This window comes from Pseudomonas viciae (assembly GCF_004786035.1).
GTDB classification, from domain to species: Bacteria; Pseudomonadota; Gammaproteobacteria; order Pseudomonadales; family Pseudomonadaceae; genus Aquipseudomonas; species Aquipseudomonas viciae.
Genome location: NZ_CP035088.1, coordinates 3,445,521 through 3,463,466 on the forward strand (window position 1 = coordinate 3,445,521; position 17,946 = coordinate 3,463,466).

Annotated in this window: 6 protein-coding genes; 3 read left to right on the plus strand and 3 right to left on the minus strand. The window is 59.2% G+C overall.

The window, feature by feature from the left end:
• Positions 1-136: 136 nt before the first annotated feature.
• The 3 genes from EPZ47_RS15350 to EPZ47_RS15360 all read right to left on the minus strand — a co-directional run bounded on the left by EPZ47_RS15350 (position 137) and on the right by EPZ47_RS15360 (position 14,628).
• Positions 137-610 carry a hypothetical protein gene (locus EPZ47_RS15350; protein WP_135845566.1) on the minus strand — a complete coding sequence of 158 codons (474 nt, stop codon included), beginning with the start codon at positions 608-610 and terminating at the stop codon, positions 137-139.
• Positions 607-13,050 carry a two-partner secretion domain-containing protein gene (locus EPZ47_RS15355; RefSeq protein WP_135845567.1) on the minus strand — a complete coding sequence of 4,148 codons (12,444 nt, stop codon included), beginning with the start codon at positions 13,048-13,050 and terminating at the stop codon, positions 607-609. The genes EPZ47_RS15350 and EPZ47_RS15355 overlap by 4 nt, the downstream gene beginning before the upstream one ends.
• Before the next feature lie 642 nt (positions 13,051-13,692).
• Positions 13,693-14,628, minus strand: coding sequence for an AraC-like ligand-binding domain-containing protein (locus tag EPZ47_RS15360; protein WP_135845568.1), 936 nt, complete (start codon positions 14,626-14,628; stop codon positions 13,693-13,695).
• Between the two features lie 572 nt (positions 14,629-15,200).
• Here EPZ47_RS15360 and oxdA point away from each other — a divergent pair.
• The 3 genes from oxdA to EPZ47_RS15375 all read left to right on the plus strand — a co-directional run bounded on the left by oxdA (position 15,201) and on the right by EPZ47_RS15375 (position 17,895).
• Positions 15,201-16,256, plus strand: a complete 1,056-nt coding sequence (gene oxdA, locus EPZ47_RS15365; protein WP_135845569.1) for an aliphatic aldoxime dehydratase — start codon at positions 15,201-15,203, stop codon at positions 16,254-16,256.
• An 87-nt stretch (positions 16,257-16,343) separates the two neighbouring features.
• Positions 16,344-17,210 (plus strand): transporter, encoded by an 867-nt coding sequence (locus tag EPZ47_RS15370; RefSeq protein ID WP_135845570.1) that lies wholly within the window; start codon positions 16,344-16,346, stop codon positions 17,208-17,210.
• 160 nt (positions 17,211-17,370) lie between these two features.
• Positions 17,371-17,895, plus strand: a complete 525-nt coding sequence (locus EPZ47_RS15375; RefSeq protein WP_025569551.1) for a group I truncated hemoglobin — start codon at positions 17,371-17,373, stop codon at positions 17,893-17,895.
• The last annotated feature ends 51 nt before the right edge of the window (positions 17,896-17,946 follow it).

The following is a 17,946-nucleotide window of genomic DNA, read 5'->3' on the forward strand; positions in this document are numbered from 1 at the left end:
GTTTGCGGGAGCGTCGATCATTCCCGCTCTCCAGCGTAGGAGCGCAGCCGTGACGCTCTCACGCCCCTGCGTGGAAATGCAGTCTGAGACCGCCGCCCCACGGTATAAGGCTATAAATTAAAGGCATCCATAGAAATTACTCTCTGACCTGAGAAAAAGTTACCACTGGGCCATATTCCTGATCGGACACTATCGCTTGCACACAAAATTTCTTTTCTGGAAATTTACTCAGCAACACCATCCTCCATGACTGAGCAACAATCCTGCACAGCTGTTCATAAACAGCCTCATCCACTCTATCCCTGCAACCTCCAAAAACATCATACAGATGCGTATGATTCAAAACCTTCTCCACTGCCACCACATCATTATTACAAGCTTCCATCCAAGTAGAGAACGCTTCAACAGTAAAGCTGCGCTCCAGAAACACACCTGATTCATGAATGACAAAATCTGGAAATAAAACCTTGCAAAACAACAAGGCATCTTCAGGATGTACAACATCACTGATATAAGAAAACTCATCCAGCTCGGACTGATCCTCCCATTGGCTTTTCCAATGCTCGTATCTTGGAGAACTGACTGAGTCTGTAATCTTGATTATTTTCATGGAATTTCTTCTGCACTGATGCCCCGTGGAGGTTTCTTGCTCGATGGAGATTGTACCCTGATCGATCCATCCGGCAACTTGTTGCGACCATAGTCAATAGCATGAGGCGTAGGTATCCCTGCATGTGAATCGCCCGTCACATCGACCCGCTTGAGAATCATACCTTTATCATCATAAACGGCATAACTCGTTATATTCCCTTTATTATCAGCACGATAAAGAGTTCCATTGGCAGGCCCTCCCTCCAGCATAAAATGCCCACTGAACTTATCGGCTTTCTCCAGAGGTCCGCCTTCTAGATTCTTGGCATTCCTCGGCACTACAGGCTTGCCATTAATATCGCACAGACCAACGTTGTGCACCCAGGTCTTCAACTTACCCACATAAAACGTATGACCAACGTCCACGGTCAGGTTATAGGTTTTTCCTTGTGGAAGAAACAACTCCAGAGACTCAACCCTGGTCGAGACACCTTCAGTAGGACCGTCCCCTAACGACTGAAGCAAATCGCCTGATTTAAGCTGGATAACCGGCACAAAGTCATGTCGTGCGGGAACGTAGAATGGATGGCCCGGTGTAACCAGAAGCGTTTCTTTCTCTGAAACTCCATCTGCCCGGATGTTTTTCAACTTGAGCTGGTAAATCGGCTGATCAGTACGAATGTGTGTAGCCGAAATAGCGGCGGCGAATGGCTCCCCCCCTGTTTCTCGCTTACTCCAGACAATATCTCCCACGCTTAGGGTATCAATCGCGCGAGGGCCTTGCGGGGTGGCAACCATGGTTCCTGCGGCGAAACAGCAAGGCTTGACCGGTTTCGTAACAGTGGGGCTATTTCCGAACCCATCGGCATCCGTCGACACACCATTGCCGGGTTTCCCGCCTTTACCGACACCCGCAACAATCTTGGTCCCCCACCCCTCGGTCAGCAACGTGTTGCCCATGTTGCTGATCATGGCGGCTCTTTCGGCCACGCTGAGTTTGCGGCCCGCCGCATCGTCCAGCCAGGAGGTCTTGTTTTCCCATTCTTTGAGATTGGCGCTCTCGGCGGGCGTCAACCAGCCTTCCTTGATGTACTTGGCCGTGATGATCTGGTCATCGGTCACATAGGTATTACCCCAAGGGTCATACCCTTGAGCCGGTTGTGCGATGAGCCCTGGATTGCCCACCAGCATCCCGACCATGTCATAGGAGACCTTGTTCCGGTAGAAGCTGAGCAATTCCTGTGCAACCGGATCGTCCATGGCGATGGTGTTGGCTTTCAAGCCTTCGACACAGGCCCGGGTTTCACACAAATCGATCAACTGCGAACGTTCGGCCGAGATCTTTTCAAACTTGTCTATCAGGTCTCGCTGTTTCGCTTCGGTGCAATTTCCGCCGGACTTACAGCCCTTCAGTTCGTTAAGCAACCGCTCGGCGGTCGGGTGATCGAGGCTGTTGAACTTGGTGGCCTGTTGGGCGACCCAGCCCGCCACTTCCTGTTCTTTATCAGAGCCGCCTGCGGCTGCCGAGACCGTTACGCCGATCAATTGCGAGGTCATCGCCAGCAACTGATCATGCATGTCGCCCACGAAGATCTTGTCGCCGACCGAGGCGACAAAGGCCTCATTGGCACCGGCTGCCAAGGCCCCAGTCCGGAAGCTGCCTCCGGCTGCTTCCGCGATCAGGCCACCGACAATCGCATGAGCGCCGACCTTGGCCGGAATCCCGGTGAATTCCAGCTGGGTACCCAATCGGTTATAGATGGAAGCTGAAAGGACATCAGCAGCCGCACTGATACTGGCCTGTGCCAGATTGTTCTTGAGGCTGCCACCGTTGATCGCGGTATTGGTGACCGCACCAAAGCCCTTTTCAGCCAAGGTGTAACCGACAAACTTGGTCAGGCCATCGGTGCTCGCCAGTTCAAAGCCATGCGTCGCTTTACTGGCATTTTCGGCGGAAACACCAAACGCCTTGTCCAGGACACCCGATGCAAAACCCGCAGCCAGCCCACTGGTCAAATAACCCTTGAGGCTTTCCGTCGAGGTGACATCCTTGAGGACCGCGCCCAGGTTGCCTTTGTTGTTTATCGTACTGACCACCGACTGAACCACGGCAGCGGTGTAGGCTGCCGATGCAGCCGCACCAATCGCGGTGGCCGTGGTCGCACTGATCCCCACGGCTGTCGCGGCCCCGCTTGCGCTGGTGCCAACGGTAGCGGCGGTTCCCGAACCCGCCGTCAGCACCGTCACGATAATAACCACCGCCAGCATTGCCCCCGTGCCCATGCCGGAGTTGCTGTATTTGAAGGAGTCGTGGACCTCTTTCACGCGCCGCCAATCGACATCGCCACGCTGCTCGGCTTCTTTGAGCCAAGCCAACTGAGGGTCCGCCTGAACCATCGCATCAATGGTCTGACTGACCGTCTTCTGGTCAATCTGCTTGATGTCGATATGCACGCCCTTGGCGGCAGTGATCGCCAGGTCCCCCTTGCTGATCAACTCGCTCTGGCGCAGGGTCTCGTCGGTATGGCCCTTACCCTTCGATGAATTCCAGGCGAGGCTGTTATTGCTCTTCTCGTGGCTCTCCTGGCTCAGGTCCTTGACGCCCTCGAAGGTGATGGCTCCGCCACTTCTCAGTGTCAGATCCGCGCCACTTTCAAGCTTCGCGACCTGATAACGTTGGTCACCACCACTGACCAGCGTCAGATCACGCCCCGTGGTGATCTGGGTGCCGACGTTGATGGTTTTTGTCACCTCATCGTGTCGGGTCTGCTTGCGCCCCCAACTGCCCTTCTTCTTTTTGTCATACAGCGAGTAATCCGTGTCCTGGGCCGCCAGCACATCGAGTTGTCCAACCGCTGCCAGGTAGGCCTCGTTGCCAGCATTGATCCGGCTCGAGATCAGCGTCATATCGTTGCCGGCATTGAAAGTAACGTCTTGCCCGGCGCTCACGACACTGGAAACCTGTTTGACGTGATCTTCCTGTTTCGTGACTTTCTTCGATTTGGAATACGAATGGCTTTCATTGGCAGCCGAAGCCACCGTAAGGTTTTCGCCTGCGCCGAAATCGATGTACTGATTTGCCTCTATCTGGCTGGCAACCACTGCCAGATCACGCCCCGCCTGGACAGAGAGGTCACGCCCCACCGTCAGATCCGAGCCGTACTGGGTAACGCTGCTGCTCTTGGTATCAGCCACAACGCTGTTGTGCTGTTCGGCGGCCGCGATGAAAGCGTCCCGACCGGCGGTGATCGTGGTGTCGCTACCACTTTGCAAGGTGCTGCCGGTGCTGACGAAGTCCCGCGCGGCCTTGATGGTTAGGTCGTTCGCAGCTTCTATTCGGGACCCGCTGTCGACATACTCGCTGTGCGCGTTTTCTCCCTTGTAGCGTATATCGGTGCCGGTCACCATGCGTTGGTTGATCACGTCACCGGCAATCGCGGTCATGTTGACATCGCGCCCCGCGATGACTCCGCCCGCCTTGTTGATGATGTCGTTACCGGCCAGCAGGTCCAGACGGTTACCGGCCTCGATCAGACCACTGTTGACCAGGTCGTTGCCGGCCGTGGCCGCCAGGTTGTTGCTGGCACGCAGGGTACCGACGTTGTTCAGGTTCTTGCCGGCGATCAACGTAACGTCCGATCCTTGGATCAAGGCCCCGTTCGGTGCCAGGCGGTTCGTGGCCTGGGCCAGGTACAGCACCGGCACCAGAACCTTCTCGCCATTCACTTCATGCTCTTCGAGCCAGACGATATCGTGGGTCAGCGCCGCGACCTGCTGGGAGGTCAGGCTGACCCCCACCGACAGGTCGAGTTGTTGCTTGCTCTTGATGGCGTTGTCCATCAGATATCTATAGAGCGCTTCGTCGGAGGTCTGGCCGTCGATAAAACGTTGACCGGTGCGCGCGATTACCGCCTGCTGGATCAGCTTCTGTTCATAGAATCCATCGCCCAGGCGCTTGGCGCTTTCATCAGGGTTGTAGCCGAGGTTCGCCAGCAGGTAGTCCGAACTCATGAACTGCCTTAGGTCGGTCAGCACCGGGTTGGTTTCAATCAGGTACTTCTGTGGATTGGACCGGCCCGAGGTGTCCGGCAGGCCCTGCACGCGATTGATGACCTGGATGCCCACCGGGGAAACCACGCCCCCCTGCCCTGGCAACTCGACACTGCCGGAATCGCCCGGGGCACTGACATTGATCACGCTGCTGGAAACACCGCCGCCCGTGGCCTGGCGGGTAGTTTGTTCGAGCTGAAGATTACTCGCGGCGATCCGCGCCGCATCGGTGAATTGCAGGTTGCGCGCCTGGACGTCATCCGCACCCTGCTGGCGCTGGGCACTGCTCACCGCCGCGCTGCCCATGCTCCAGGATTGGGCCCCCGCGTTGGCCTGGCTGGCCTGCGTCGGCGAACCACCCTGCCCACTCAGACGGAACAGGCCGTTTTGTCCGATCGGCAGGCTGAATCCCGGTAGAACCAGGGGATTGACCTGCTGCTTGGCAAGGTCCGGCGGCAACTGGGCATTGAACCGGATCACGACGGGCGCGCCAGTGCCTGCCGCTTGCGTGCCCTGGACTTTGTTGGCGCCCGGACCGACCGCGTAATCCTGGTGGATGACGCTGTTGTTCAGATTCTGGGAAGCAGTAATCGAAACCTTGCCACCTGCCTGGATAATTGCACTGCGCCCTGAACCACTGCCATCTCTCGAAACTTCAACGTCGCCGGTCTGGGTGTACGACTGCAATTGAGCGGGCAGCGCCATTAGATTATTCGGGTCATACTGGGGCGGTTGGTTCAGCCCGTACCGAGTGCCAAAGGCCAATGTGGTTACCAACTGGCCCGTGACGGCATCCCTGAACCGGACAGCTGGAGCCGTGGTTCCCGGGCTTCCTACTGGGACGGGGCGCTCATAAGTCTCGGCAATCGCCTTGCTCAGGCCCCCAGCGTCATTGATGTAGTAAATGTTCGGGTAGTCGGGATCATTTCGCGCGTTGTAGCTGACAGCCTGGTTAACGAAGGCAAGAGCAGTGAGGTTAGCAATCGCTTGTGTGCGATAACTGCGCGTACGCTCGATGATGCCGCCCATCGAGCCTACGTTGGTCAGATTGCTTGCCTGGATGGAAATATTGCCGCCTGCACTGACGGTACTCTTGCTATTGAGAAAGTCGCCACCGCTAAAAACGAAGTCTCCGCCTGCTGAAAGCAAGGCCGCCGCACTGGTGTCGTTGTCCTGTCCTTCGTAAGTCTCACGAACGGCGATGCTGAGATCATAGTCTCCTCCCCCGCAATCCAGACATCGGACGGCGATAGACGCCGAAATCAGTTTGCGTCCCAGGCTAAAACCTTCTGTGCGATTTTCGAAGCTGGCGGCATTTATGCTGAATCTACCAATACTCTCCAACGACCCGGAGATATTGGTGACTTGAGCCGACTGAGCCTGCCCCCCAAAGCCTTCGATACTGACGGTACCCAGGCTGTAGAGTTGTGCCGTATGGTTAGTGAAACCATTGACCTGTAACTTTGTGTCGCCGCCGCTGAACATCAGGCCATTTTCGTTCAGTAAGCCAGGGGTGTTCAGCAGCAGGTTGGCGTTGCTGCCCAAAGTTCCGTAGTTGTTGATCGACCCGGCGTTCACCCTCATCCCGGCTGCCGAAGTGATTCGGCCGTAGTTATTCGCCTGCCCACCGACGTTGATCAGAGTATCGGCCCCTCCGGCGATGCTGCCTGTGCTGCCCAGGTTGAACGAGGCGGCTGTCAGGCCCAGCGTATTCAGGCTGGTATAACGTCCACGGCCGTTGTAGCTGCCACTCAGGTTCAGGTTCGCAGTCCCATCGCTGGCGATCAGCCCGTCGTTGTTCCAATTGCCGCCGTTGCCGGCCAGGCTGTCGGAGGCCAGCAGTTGTCCACCCGCCGTCTGGTTGAGAGTGTTGACGTTCACCGTCAGGCGCCCGGCCTGGATCACGCTGCTGTTGGTCCAGCTGTCCGCCGTGAGCGTCAGGCCGCCACGGGTCACCAGGCTGCCGCCGGCATTGGTGATGTTGGCAGTGCTGATATCAAAGGTACCGTCGCCCACATGCAGCAGTCTGCCCCCCAGGTTCTGGAAGCCGCTGGCATTGAGCGTCAAGTCGCTGTTGGCGGTTTCCAGCTTGCCGTTGCGGTTATCGAACAGGCCGCCGATCTGGAAGTCGGTCTTGCCGTCGGCGCCCAGCGCACGGATCTGGCCGGTCTGGTTGTCGAGGCTGGCTGCGCGTACGCGCAGTGTGCTGTCGCTTTCAATGACACCCAGGCGATTGTTCAGCACGCCGTTGAGGCTAAGGTCGATGCGTTGGCCGGCGATCTGCCCGCCGTTGTCGCCACTGTTGTCGAAGTTGTTGCCGCTGACCTGCACCAGTCTCTTGGCGTAAAGACCACCATTGCGGTTGTCGAAGTCGGCGGTGGTGACCAGGGCATCGCCGCTCTGCGCCGCGATCCGCCCGCCGTAGTTATCGATGCCGCCCTGGGCGCCGAGATTCAGGCGCTGGGCCTGGACGATGCCGCCCTGGCGGTTGTTGCCCAGGTCATAGCCGTTTTTCAGCACGCCGACGATACGGGCCTCGAGGGCGCCCTTGACGCTGGCCAGGGTGCCGCCACGGTTGTCGAGGTTGGCCGCGCTCACAGTCAGGTCGCCATTCTGGGCAATCAGCCTGCCGCTCTGGTTGTCAATATTGCCGCTGACGGTCAGGTTCAGCGCACCCTGCCCTTGCAGGGAGCCCTTGCCGTTGGCGAGGCTCGTGGCGTCCAGGCGGACGTCGGCGTTCTGGCTGTAGATCAAACCGTCGCTGTTGTTCTGTACGGCGCCAGTACTGCTAATGACGAGGTTGTCATTGGCCGCGACGGTACCACGATTTCGATTGTCCAGACTGCCGGTGAACAGGCTCAGCAAGCCCTGGCTGACCAGTTGGCCGCCCTGGTTGCCGATCTGGCTGCTGCGGCTGATCACCAGCGGCCCGGCGCTGGCGAGCTTGCCGTTGGTGTTGGTCAGGGCTCCGAGCAGATCGAGGCTGACCGCGCCCTTGCCGACCAGGGTGCCGTTGCTGTTATCCAGGGTGGTGCCGGTGAAACCGATGCTCTGCTGCGCGCTGATGGTGCCGCTATTGTTCAGGGCCATGGCTTGCAGGGTCAGGGCCGCACCGCTGTCGATGGAGCCGCCCTGGGCGTTGTTCAACAGGCCGCTGACCGTCAGCTGCTGGGCGCCGCCACTGGACAGAATACCGGCGCTGTTTTCGAGGCTGGCGGCGTTGACGGTCAAGGCCTGCTGGCTGACCAGCGCACCGGCATTGCTGTTGAGCAATGCGCCGCTGACGTTGACACCAAGGTTGCCGTTGCGGCTGGACAAAGTACCGCTGTTGCGGTTGTCCAGGCTCGCGCCGTTGACGGCCAGTCCCTGCCAACCGGAAATCAGGCCGCCCTGGTTGATCAGGCTGTTGCCGGTCACGACCAACTGGTTGTTGCTGATCAGCTTGCCGCCGCTGTTGTCGAACGTCCGTCCGACGAGGTTGAAGCTCTGGTTGCTGGAAAGCTCGCCACCCTGGTTGTTCAGGTCACGCAGACGATTGAGGGTCAGGGCGCCCTTGGCGTTGAGCAGGCCGTTGCGGTTGTCGAGATCACCACCCGCCAGGTCGAGGCGGATGGCCTGGTCGCCGAGCAGGCGACCACCGTTCTGGGCCAGAGTCCCAAGGGTCAGGTCGATATCGCCCTTGGCCGAGACTTCACCGCCATTGCCGGAGTCCAGGCTGCTGGCGTTGATCGTCAGACCGCCCTGGCTGTTTATCAGGCCCCTGCCACTGTTGCTCAGCGCCATGGCGTTGAGGGTCACGGCGACGGCACCGAGCAAGGCGCCGCCCTGGTTGTCGAGGTCGGCGCTGCTGAGCTTCAAGGCTTGCGCGGCGTTGATCAGACCCTGGCTGCGATTGCTCAGTTGACCACTGGTGGTCAGGTCGAGGTCGCCACGGCTGGTGACGGTACCGCCACTGTTGTCGAGGCTGGCGGCGCGGATATCGAGCGCAGCGGCGGCGATTTGGCCCTTGAGGTTGACCAGCGCCTGGTTGATCCGCAGGGTCACGGCCTGGTTGCTCAGCAATTTGCCATTGCTGTTGTCCAGGCTGTCGGCGGTCAGTGCGAAGGCCTGGGCGCTGGAGATTTCACCGCCCTGGTTGTTCACGCCCTTGAGGTTGTCGAGCACCAGTGACGGCGCGTTGATCAGACCGTTCTGGTTGTTCAACTGGCCGTTGTTCAGGTCCAGGGTCAGTGCCGTGTTGCTGAAGAGCTTGCCGTCCTGCTGGTCCAGGCCAGTGACGCTGGCGACCAGGGCCTTGTCGCTGCCGATGCGGCCGTTCTGGTTGCTGACCTGCCCTGCCGTCAGGGTGAGGCTGTCGCTGCTGCTCAGGTTGCCGGTGCGATTGTCATAGGCGCCGGTACTGACAGTGACCGCACCTTTACCGCTGATCACTCCCCGCTGGGTGTTGTCGAGACTGGCACTGCTCAGGTTAATGCTGCTGTCACTGACCAGGCGTCCACCCTGGTTGCCCAATGTACCGCTGGCCTTGACCTTGAGAGCCCCGGCGCTCGACAGGCTGCCGGTAGTGTTGGTCAGCCCGGCGCTGCTGACGTCCAGCCGGCCTTCGCTGCTGATCAGGCCACCGCTGTTGTCGAGGTCCGCGCCGAGGGTGAGTCGTGCATCTTGGTCACTGAGTAGTTGGCCGTCGGTATTGTCGAAGGTCTGGCCGTCCAGCGTGACGCCGGTCTTACCCTTGAGCAGTCCTAGGTTGCGGTTGAGTACCTCAGCCATTTCGAGTGTCAGTGTCGTATCGGCAAGGAGCTTGCCGCTGTCGCTATTGTCCAGGCGCTTGCCGGTCAGGCGGATATTGGCACTGCTGGAGAGTTCACCGCCGCGGTTGTCGATAGCATCGACATCGAGTGTCAGCGCTTTTGTCGCCCCTACCAGACCGTTCTGGCGGTTATCCATGAAGGCACCGCTCAGGGTCAGCGCGCCGCTGGCGATCAGCTTGCCGCTGCGGTTGTCCAGGGCGGCAATATTCGCCGTGGCATCGGCCTTGCCGGAGACGGCACCGTTGCTGTTATCCAGGCTGTTGGCCGCCAACAGGATCGTGCCGTCGCCCACCAGGGTACCGCCCTGGTTGATAAACGCCCCGCTCACACCCAGGTCGATCGCACCCCGGCTGCTGATCAAGCCCTGGCTGTTGTCCAGGCTGGCGCTACGACTGTCGAGAGAAACTGCGGCCACTAAGCCCTTGATGTTGCTCAGCACCTGATCGATACGCAGGGTCAGGCCCTGGTTGCTCAGCAGCTTGCCGTTGCTGTTGTCGAGGCTTTTCGCGGCCAGGGCAAAGGCTTGGGCACTGGAGATTTCACCGCCCCGACTGACCACCTCGTCGAGGTTCTTCAGCACCAGCAGCGGGCCGTTGATCAGGCCGCCACTGTTGTCCAGGCGGCCGTTGTGCAGGTCCAGGCTCAGTTGGGTCTTGCTGAACAGTTCGCCACCCTGCTGGTCGAGGCCGGTGACGCTGGCGGTCAGGTCCTTGGCACTGGCAATACGGCCGGAAGTACCATTGCTCACCTGGGTCGCCGTCAGGTCCAGGCGGTCATCGCTGGTCAGCCGGCCTCCCTGGCTGTTGTCGAGGGTGCCAGTGGTGACGCGGGTGGCACCCTTACCGCTGATCAGACCTTTGCGGCTGTTGTCGAGGCTGCTGCTGGCGAGTACCAGGTCCTGGTCCGTGAGGATCGAGCCGCCCTGATTGAGCAACGCCCCCAGGCTGTCGACCGACAGGTCGGCGGCACTGCCGAGCTTTCCGGCCGTGTTGTCCAGGCTGCCGACCTTGAGGCCCAGGGCGCCTTCGCTGCTGAGCAAGCCGGTGTTGTTGAGCAGCGCGCCATCGAGGCGGATATCCAGACCCTGGAGGGCGGAGATGTTCCCGCCGCTGTTATCCAGGGTCGTGCCGTTCAGGTTGACACTGCCCCTGGCGAACAGGCGGCCCTTGTTCTGGTTGATCACTTGCGCCACGACAAGGCCGAGGTCGGTCTCGGTCAGCAGCTTGCCGCCATCGCTGTTATCCAGGCGCTGTCCGCTGACACTGACGCTGCTGCGGGTGCTAGACAGCTCGCCGGCACGGTTGTCAATCTGTTCGACATTGACGGTCAGGCCCTGGGTGCTGGCGACCGTACCGCCATTACGGTTGTCGAGACTCTTGCCGGTCAGCAGCAGAGAACCCTGGGCCACCAGCGCCCCGCCCTGCTGGCTCAGGCTGTCGATGCTGGCTTCGAGGTCGCCCTGGCTGGCAATACGGCCCTGGGTGTTGGCAACCTCCTTGGCCTTGAGACGGATCGGGCCGACTGCGCTGAGCAGACCGCCGCTGTTGTCCAGGCGGGTGCCTTCGAAGTCGATGGTCGCCCCGGCGACAAGATTGCCCTTGTCGCGGTTGTCCAACTGATCGACCAGCAGCTTGAGGTCCTTGTCGGCCTGGATCAGGCCGCCACGATTGTCCGCCGAACCGCCGCGCAAGGTCAGGTGATCCTTGCCCGCCAGGCTGCCGCCGCGGTTGTCCAGGCTGCCGGCGTTCAGTTCGATGCTGCCCGTGGCGCGCAGCTTGCCCTGTTCGCGGTTATCGAATGCGCCGTTGAGGGTGGCGCTCAGCTTGCCGTCCGCCGCAAGCACCATGCCCGCCGCGCGGTTGTCGAGGCTGGCGGCGGCCAGGGTCAAGGCCTTGCCGGAACCCAGGATCCCACCGTGGTTATCCAAGGCGTCGCTGAGGTCGATGCTTAAGCCCAGATCGCCGGTGATCTGCCCCCGAGTATTGTCCAGGCTGACGGCCTTCAGGATGGCCAGGGTTGAACTCGACAAGGTGCCATCACGGTTATTGATCGCACCGCTGGCCGTGAGACTGAGCCCCTTGTCAGCCGCGATCAGGCCGGAGGTATTGTCGAGGCTGGCGACATTCAGGGTGACATCGGCCAGACTGGAAATTTCCCCGCCGCGATTGCCCAGCGCGTCGACGTTGACTACCAGGTCGCCGTTGCTGGAGATCAGACCGTCCTGGCCGTTCACGGCCTTGTCGGCGGTCAAGGTCAGACGGTCGGCGCTGATCACCCGGCCCTTGTTCTGGTTGTCGAGGGTGCCGGTGATGACGGTGGTCTGCCGCTGTCCGCTGAGGGTGCCGCCCTGGTTGTTCAGAGTCTGGGTGGTGGTGATGTCGAGGTCACGGCTGGCAATGATGTTCTTGCCGAGGTTGTTGAGGCGCTGCGCGCTGATGCTGATATCGGCGTCGGTGTTGCGGGTGTTATCGAGATTGACCCCGGCTTCGATGATGCCGTTGTTGGTCAACTGGCCGCCGCTGGCGAGGGTGATGCGGTCCTTGGCGACGAGGTTGTTCTGGCTGGTCAGGTCGCCCTGGGTTTGTATGTCCAGGGTGGTACCGGCGTAGACCGGGCCTTTGGTCTCCAGGCTCTGGGCCTTGACGTTGACCGCGCCGGTCGCCGCCGTGTCGACCATGCTCAGGTGCCCGTTGGCGTCGAGCTGGATGTCGCCACCGCTGGCGACCATTTTGCCGTCGAGTTTTACCCCGACACCGGCTTCGGTACCCACCAGTTTGATAGCGCCGGCGTACATGCCGCCGAGGGCCGAGGAATCGATCGCCAGTTGCGGGGCAGTGGCGGGATTGGCAGTGCGTGCCGTTGCTTTCAACGTCTGGGCATCGACATCGTTGGCGCCGGCGATGATCGCCAGGTTCTTCGCCTGGATCTCGGCATTGAGCCTGACCGAGCGGGTGATGATTTCGAAGCGGTCGATATTGTCGGCGTTAAGCCCGGCACCTTCGATGGAAACGCTGCCCTGGTCCACCTGATAACCCGACACCTGGCCGTTGGTAATCACCGCCTTGCCGGTGGTCAGGGTCGCCTGAGGTGTGTTGATAAAACCGCAGCCGCTGCAACTGATGCCATAAGGGTTAGCGACGATCACATGGGCCGACTGCCCCGCCACTTCGGTGTAGCCGCGTAACTGGCTGGGGTTACCGCCGTTGACTTCGTTGAGGATGGTCGTGGCGGCCGTGCCGTTGAAGTTCGGGTTACCGAGGATGATCCCGCCCAGTTGCGTGGGCTGGGTGCGGGCGGTGGCGTTGTTGAGGATCACACCGTTGCTGCCGACGTTGTAATCCTGGAATTGGTTGTGGGACAGGCCGCTGCCGTTGGGCCGGGCGATGTTGATGATGGGCACGCCATTGCCGGCTTGATCGAGCGTCGTCCCCGACGCGCTGACCACAATACCGTCCGCCTGCGCCCATAGCGGCTGCCAGAACATGACGTTCGCCAGCAGGAACGCCAAGCCGCGCTTGGGCAGTCCGAGGAAGTGCTCATGATTTTTCAGGGCAGCGGAAGGCTGGCGCGCAAGAAGCGCGAACTGGCGGACGTCCATGTCAGGAATCTCGAATCAGATGAAACGCAGGGTGAGAAGACGCTCAACTGCAAGGAGATCGTGTACGACGGGCAGCCACCCGGCCGGATACAGTCGGCAAGTGAAAACCTCGGTTTGATCCCCCCGAAACAAGCGGTAACATCAAAATGACATCGCGATGCTAAAGAGACAAAACAATGGCGTCAATTAAATTGCGGAAAATATTTCAGTCCCGATACATGCCGGAAAATCACCCTGCCGGGCGCGATCAAAGCCGACCGGGTCCTCTCGCCACAAGGGTTCTATCGTTCCCAGCTTCAGCGTGGGCAGGATTGGTAATTGCCGCAGAATCAGAAAAGATCCACGGTATGCGTCAGGTACACCCAGTGCCTGGATGCGTTTCTTGTCACGCTAAAAATTTCGCGACCTGAAACCACCGTCCTAGAGCCCAGTCAAAATGTTTTTTGGCGATCCGGATAGCCTTTAACGGATCTCCACTGTATTGAAAACCCTTCCCAAAGTGACTCACGAGCCGTGTTGAACTGTTTCAGTTGGCTTGCCATGCTGCGCATGCGATGGCATTAGCGGCAAAGGCAACCGCTGCCCCCTCACAAATGATCACCTTCAAATGCCTTTCGCTTCAGAAGCGATAAAGCCCCCATTTCACTCTCGCCGCAGGAGAGTGTGGGGAGCAATGCCGAACGCCTTGCGAAAAGCGTGGCTGAAATGAGAGAAGTCGGAGAAGCCGAAATCCAGCGCCGCCTGGGAAATACTGCGGACTTGACCGCGCTCAATCGCGTCGCGGCTCGCGAGCAATCGCGCCTTCCAAATTTCCGCGACCGGCGATTTCTGATGACGAGCGAAAGCACGCGTAACAGTGCGCGTGGAGACATGGTGAGCTTGAGCAATGCGTTCGAGCGACAGGTCCGCCTCGGTCAAATATTGGCGGATGTAATTCATGATCCGACCATACAGGTCCAACTCGTCATGAGTCTGCTTTAAATCCTGGAGTTCCAGGCTGACCACCAGAAGGTCGAGCAACGTGCTGGAGTAACGACTGGATACTCCTGTGTTCTGGAAGCCTAATGGCATACTCGCAGCCTGGCGTAGCATCTCGCGTAACGGAATCACCCCTGGACGACGATCATCCAGAACCACAGCGGTGCAATCTGCTATGCCGGGCAACCGCTGGCTGAGCAGTTGTCGCGGAATGCGGACAAGGTGATTGTCCGTACCACCGAAGCTGAATCTGAACGGCTGGGATGCGTCATAAAGAAACAGATCGTCCGCCGTCAGCTTCGTCCGTCGGTCAGCTTGCTCCAGTTCGCCATAACCGCTCCTGGTAAAGCCCAACCACAAATCGTCGTTAGGATCACTGCGTAAGTGCTGGGCGGACCGCTCCCAATAGTGCAAGGGTGCAGACAACGTGCAGATGTCCAATACGCCCATGCTATGTACCTCCAGCGCCCCGTCAAAATCGCTCTGCGCCAGCAGTTTGCTGTCTGCGTCCAGGCAGTGGTGACAAACCACTTCCTTCCAGTAATCGAACCGCAGGGGTGCCGTAACGGCAAGAGTTGAATACTGACATGTCTGGCTCATTGCATTCACCTCGCGGCGGCGGTTCAACAAAAAAGCTTGGTAACGTTTTTTGCGAGCAAAGCAATTAGCAGGCCATCTCCACAGCCTCATTCCCGCTGTCAGACACCTTGGAAGATAGCCGCCTGCGAACTCGGCTGGCGTTAAATAGGTAGATCCTTCCAACACTCCCCATGCCACTTCTCGGGGCGCCTCGCCCCCTTGTTTCACAAGCCCCGCACCATTGCTGCGCGCTGATATGCCGGCCTTTTTTACCTGTCCTTTTTAACCAAACGGTTGTCCATTCGAGCCAAGCACGTTTCATCTCCCCTGGATAATTTTCACTCCACACCGTGTCCCTACAAGCACGAATGATGAGGTGTCTCATGCATCCACGAGAACAGCAGCGACTGTCCGATTCATCCTGGTTTCTACAGAGATGGGACATGGCACCCGAAGAGTTTGCCACTTACCTACTACAGCTCGGGACCTTGGTGCTGCAACGCCGACGGAGTGGTACCCACCGCAAAACACCAACATCCACTGGGATGTAGAACAGCGAACCGTCCGTTTGAGACGGAAATAAAGGAGCCCCCATGGAATCTGCAATCGATAAACATCTCAAATGTCCCCGGACTTTGTCCCGTCGTGTTCACGACGATTACAAGCCGCCCTTCCCGATGTTTGTTGGGCGAGCTGACGAAAACGTGAAGCAAGTTGTGATGGCCTACCTCGGGGTGCAATTTCGCGACGAACAACGCGCCGCCGCCCTGCAGGCCATGCGCTACATTGACGCCAGCTTTGCCCTCGCCGATGGACCCGGGAATCACGACCTGACCTACCACCTCGACAATCAGGGTTATGGAAACTTCATCGCCGTGGGCTACTGGCGTGATCCCGCCGCCTATCACCGTTGGTTACTTTCAGCGCCTGTAGCCGACTGGTGGGGTGACGAGGCACGCCTGAGCGAGGGACTGGGGTATTTCCGCGAGGTCATCGCACCGCGCACCGATCAGTTCGAGACGTTGTATGCATTCAAGGAAGATTTGCCAGGTGTCGGTGCGGTCATGGACGGCATTAGTGGCGAGGTCGAAGAGCACGGCTACTGGGGTTCGGCACGCGACCGCTTTGCCATCTCACAGACCGATTGGATGCAACCGACCGGCGAACTACAAGTGATTTCCGGGGACCCGACCAAGGGCGGCAAGGTCGTGATACGCGGCCACGACAACCTGACGCTGATCCGTTCTGGACAGGACTGGGTCGAAGCCGGCGAGGAAGAGCGCGCGCTGTACTTCACCGAAATGCTCCCCCCTCTACAAGACGGCATGAACTTCCTGCGTGACGAGGGCCAGGCATTGGGCTGCTACAGCAATCGCTTCGTACGCAATGTCGACCTGGATGGCAATCTGCTCGACATCGCCTATGACATCGGTCACTGGCGATCGCTCGACAAACTGGAACGCTGGGCAGAATCCCATCCCACTCACTTGCGCATTTTCACCACGTTCTTTCGCGTGATCGGGGGCCTTTCGAAGCTGCGGCTGTATCACGAGGTCTCGGTAGCGGACGGTAGCCAGCAACTGTTCGAGTACATCAACTGCCATCCGCAGACCGGGATGATGCGCGACGCGCAAGTGTCGCCCACCTGACTCCATCGCTGACTCCACTTTTAGCCCTGCGCGTCGCCTGATTGGCGCCTGCGGGGCTCTTTTTGCCCGAAAAAAGGATCTTCGATCATGAAACAGTTCCGCTACCTGTCGCTTGCAGCCCTCCTCCCCAGCCTTTCCTCCCACGCTCTCGAGGTGGATCCTGGCGATTACGAGCCGCTCCCCGTTGGGGCGACCATTGGCGTGGTCTACTACCAGCACGCCACCACGGACAACGCCTACTCCCAGGGGCACAAGACCAGTTCCGATTTCAACCTGACTTCCGATATCGGCATTCTGCGTCTGCTGCACGTCTACCAATTGAGCGAGCGGCTGACCATCGAGCCGCAATTCCTGTTGCCCTTCGGTCATGTCTCAGGCGGTGGCGACGCTTCTGGTTTAGGCGACGCCAGCGGCATCGGCGACCTCATTCTTACAGCGCCACTCAAGTACCGTCTCAACGACGCCAATGACACCCTCGGTGCGACTGCTTACTTGTACGTGCCGACTGGCGACTATGACAAAGACGACGCACTCAACCTTGGCGAGAACCGTTGGAAGGTCGATCTCCAGGCCGCTTACGTCAAGCACTTCTCGGACAAGTGGGCCATCGACCTCGTAGGTGACGCCATCTGGTACGCCGACAACAACGACTTCGGCGCCAGCTCCGCCCGTCGGGAGCAGGACGTTTCCTACGGCGCTCAGTTGATGGGGCGCTACATGCCCAACGAGACAACTGCGCTGGCTATCGGCTTCGGCCACAGTTGGGGCGGGGAAAACCAGATCGATGGAGTCAACCAGGACGACAGGATGGAAAACACCAACGTCCGCGTCACGGCCAGAAAGTTTTTCACCGCCAAGGACCAAATCCAAGTGCAACTTGGACGCGACCTTGCGGTAGAGAACGGCCCCAAGGAGGACTTTCGCATGAACCTGCGCTACGTGCGGGTTTTCTAGATCCGCCCGCCTCCACCAACCGTTGTCCTTATCAACCAAGCGTGTGCCCAACGACGAATTCGACTTGGATCCGTCGCAAGACTTCACATCCCGTAGCAACCGTGCCAACGCGACAGTTGGCTAATGAGATGACCCTCACTCGAAACGGAGAAACCAGGCAATGACCGACCAGCAACCCTCCATGGAAAAACAACCCTCCCTCTATACCCGTCTTGGTGGCTATGACGCTATCTATCAGTTCGCAGGCGCAGTGTTGAGAAAAACAATGGGACACCCCGCCATCGGGCACATCTGGGCCCATATGTCGGAATCAACGTTCCAAAAGGAGCACATCAATTTTGTCGATTTCCTTTCCGAGCACTGGGGTGGAAGCGCCAAATACAGGGGCAGAGACATGGTCACCGCGCACCGCGGGATGGGCCTGACCGAGGTGCACTGGCAAGCCGTGCTCGATTGTCTCGAAGCGTGCTACGACGATTACGGTCTGGCACCGGATCTGCGCAAGGAGGTCAATGACTTCCTCATCAAGTTCAAACCGGCGGTGATTGGGAGCCCCTCCTATCGGGACGTCGTACTCGCGCACCCGGAAATGGACCCAGCCAAGGGAATGAAGAGCGTTGGGGTTTTCTGGCCGAAACCCGGGAAGTCATCTCAGAAACAGACCACGCCTGAATCCGAAAACTGACACGCTCGTCAAAAAACTGAGCCACACCAATGGGGGCGCATCCATGGGGTG

What these genes read in the sequence shown, in the direction of transcription:
- EPZ47_RS15375 (WP_025569551.1), top strand. Translation starts at nt 17,371, where the DNA reads ATGACCGACCAGCAACCCTCCATGGAAAAACAACCCTCCCTCTATACC.
- EPZ47_RS15360 (WP_135845568.1), bottom strand. Translation starts at nt 14,628, where the DNA reads ATGAGCCAGACATGTCAGTATTCAACTCTTGCCGTTACGGCACCCCTG.
- oxdA (WP_135845569.1), top strand. Translation starts at nt 15,201, where the DNA reads ATGGAATCTGCAATCGATAAACATCTCAAATGTCCCCGGACTTTGTCC.
- EPZ47_RS15370 (WP_135845570.1), top strand. Translation starts at nt 16,344, where the DNA reads ATGAAACAGTTCCGCTACCTGTCGCTTGCAGCCCTCCTCCCCAGCCTT.
- EPZ47_RS15350 (WP_135845566.1), bottom strand. Translation starts at nt 610, where the DNA reads ATGAAAATAATCAAGATTACAGACTCAGTCAGTTCTCCAAGATACGAG.
- EPZ47_RS15355 (WP_135845567.1), bottom strand. Translation starts at nt 13,050, where the DNA reads ATGGACGTCCGCCAGTTCGCGCTTCTTGCGCGCCAGCCTTCCGCTGCC.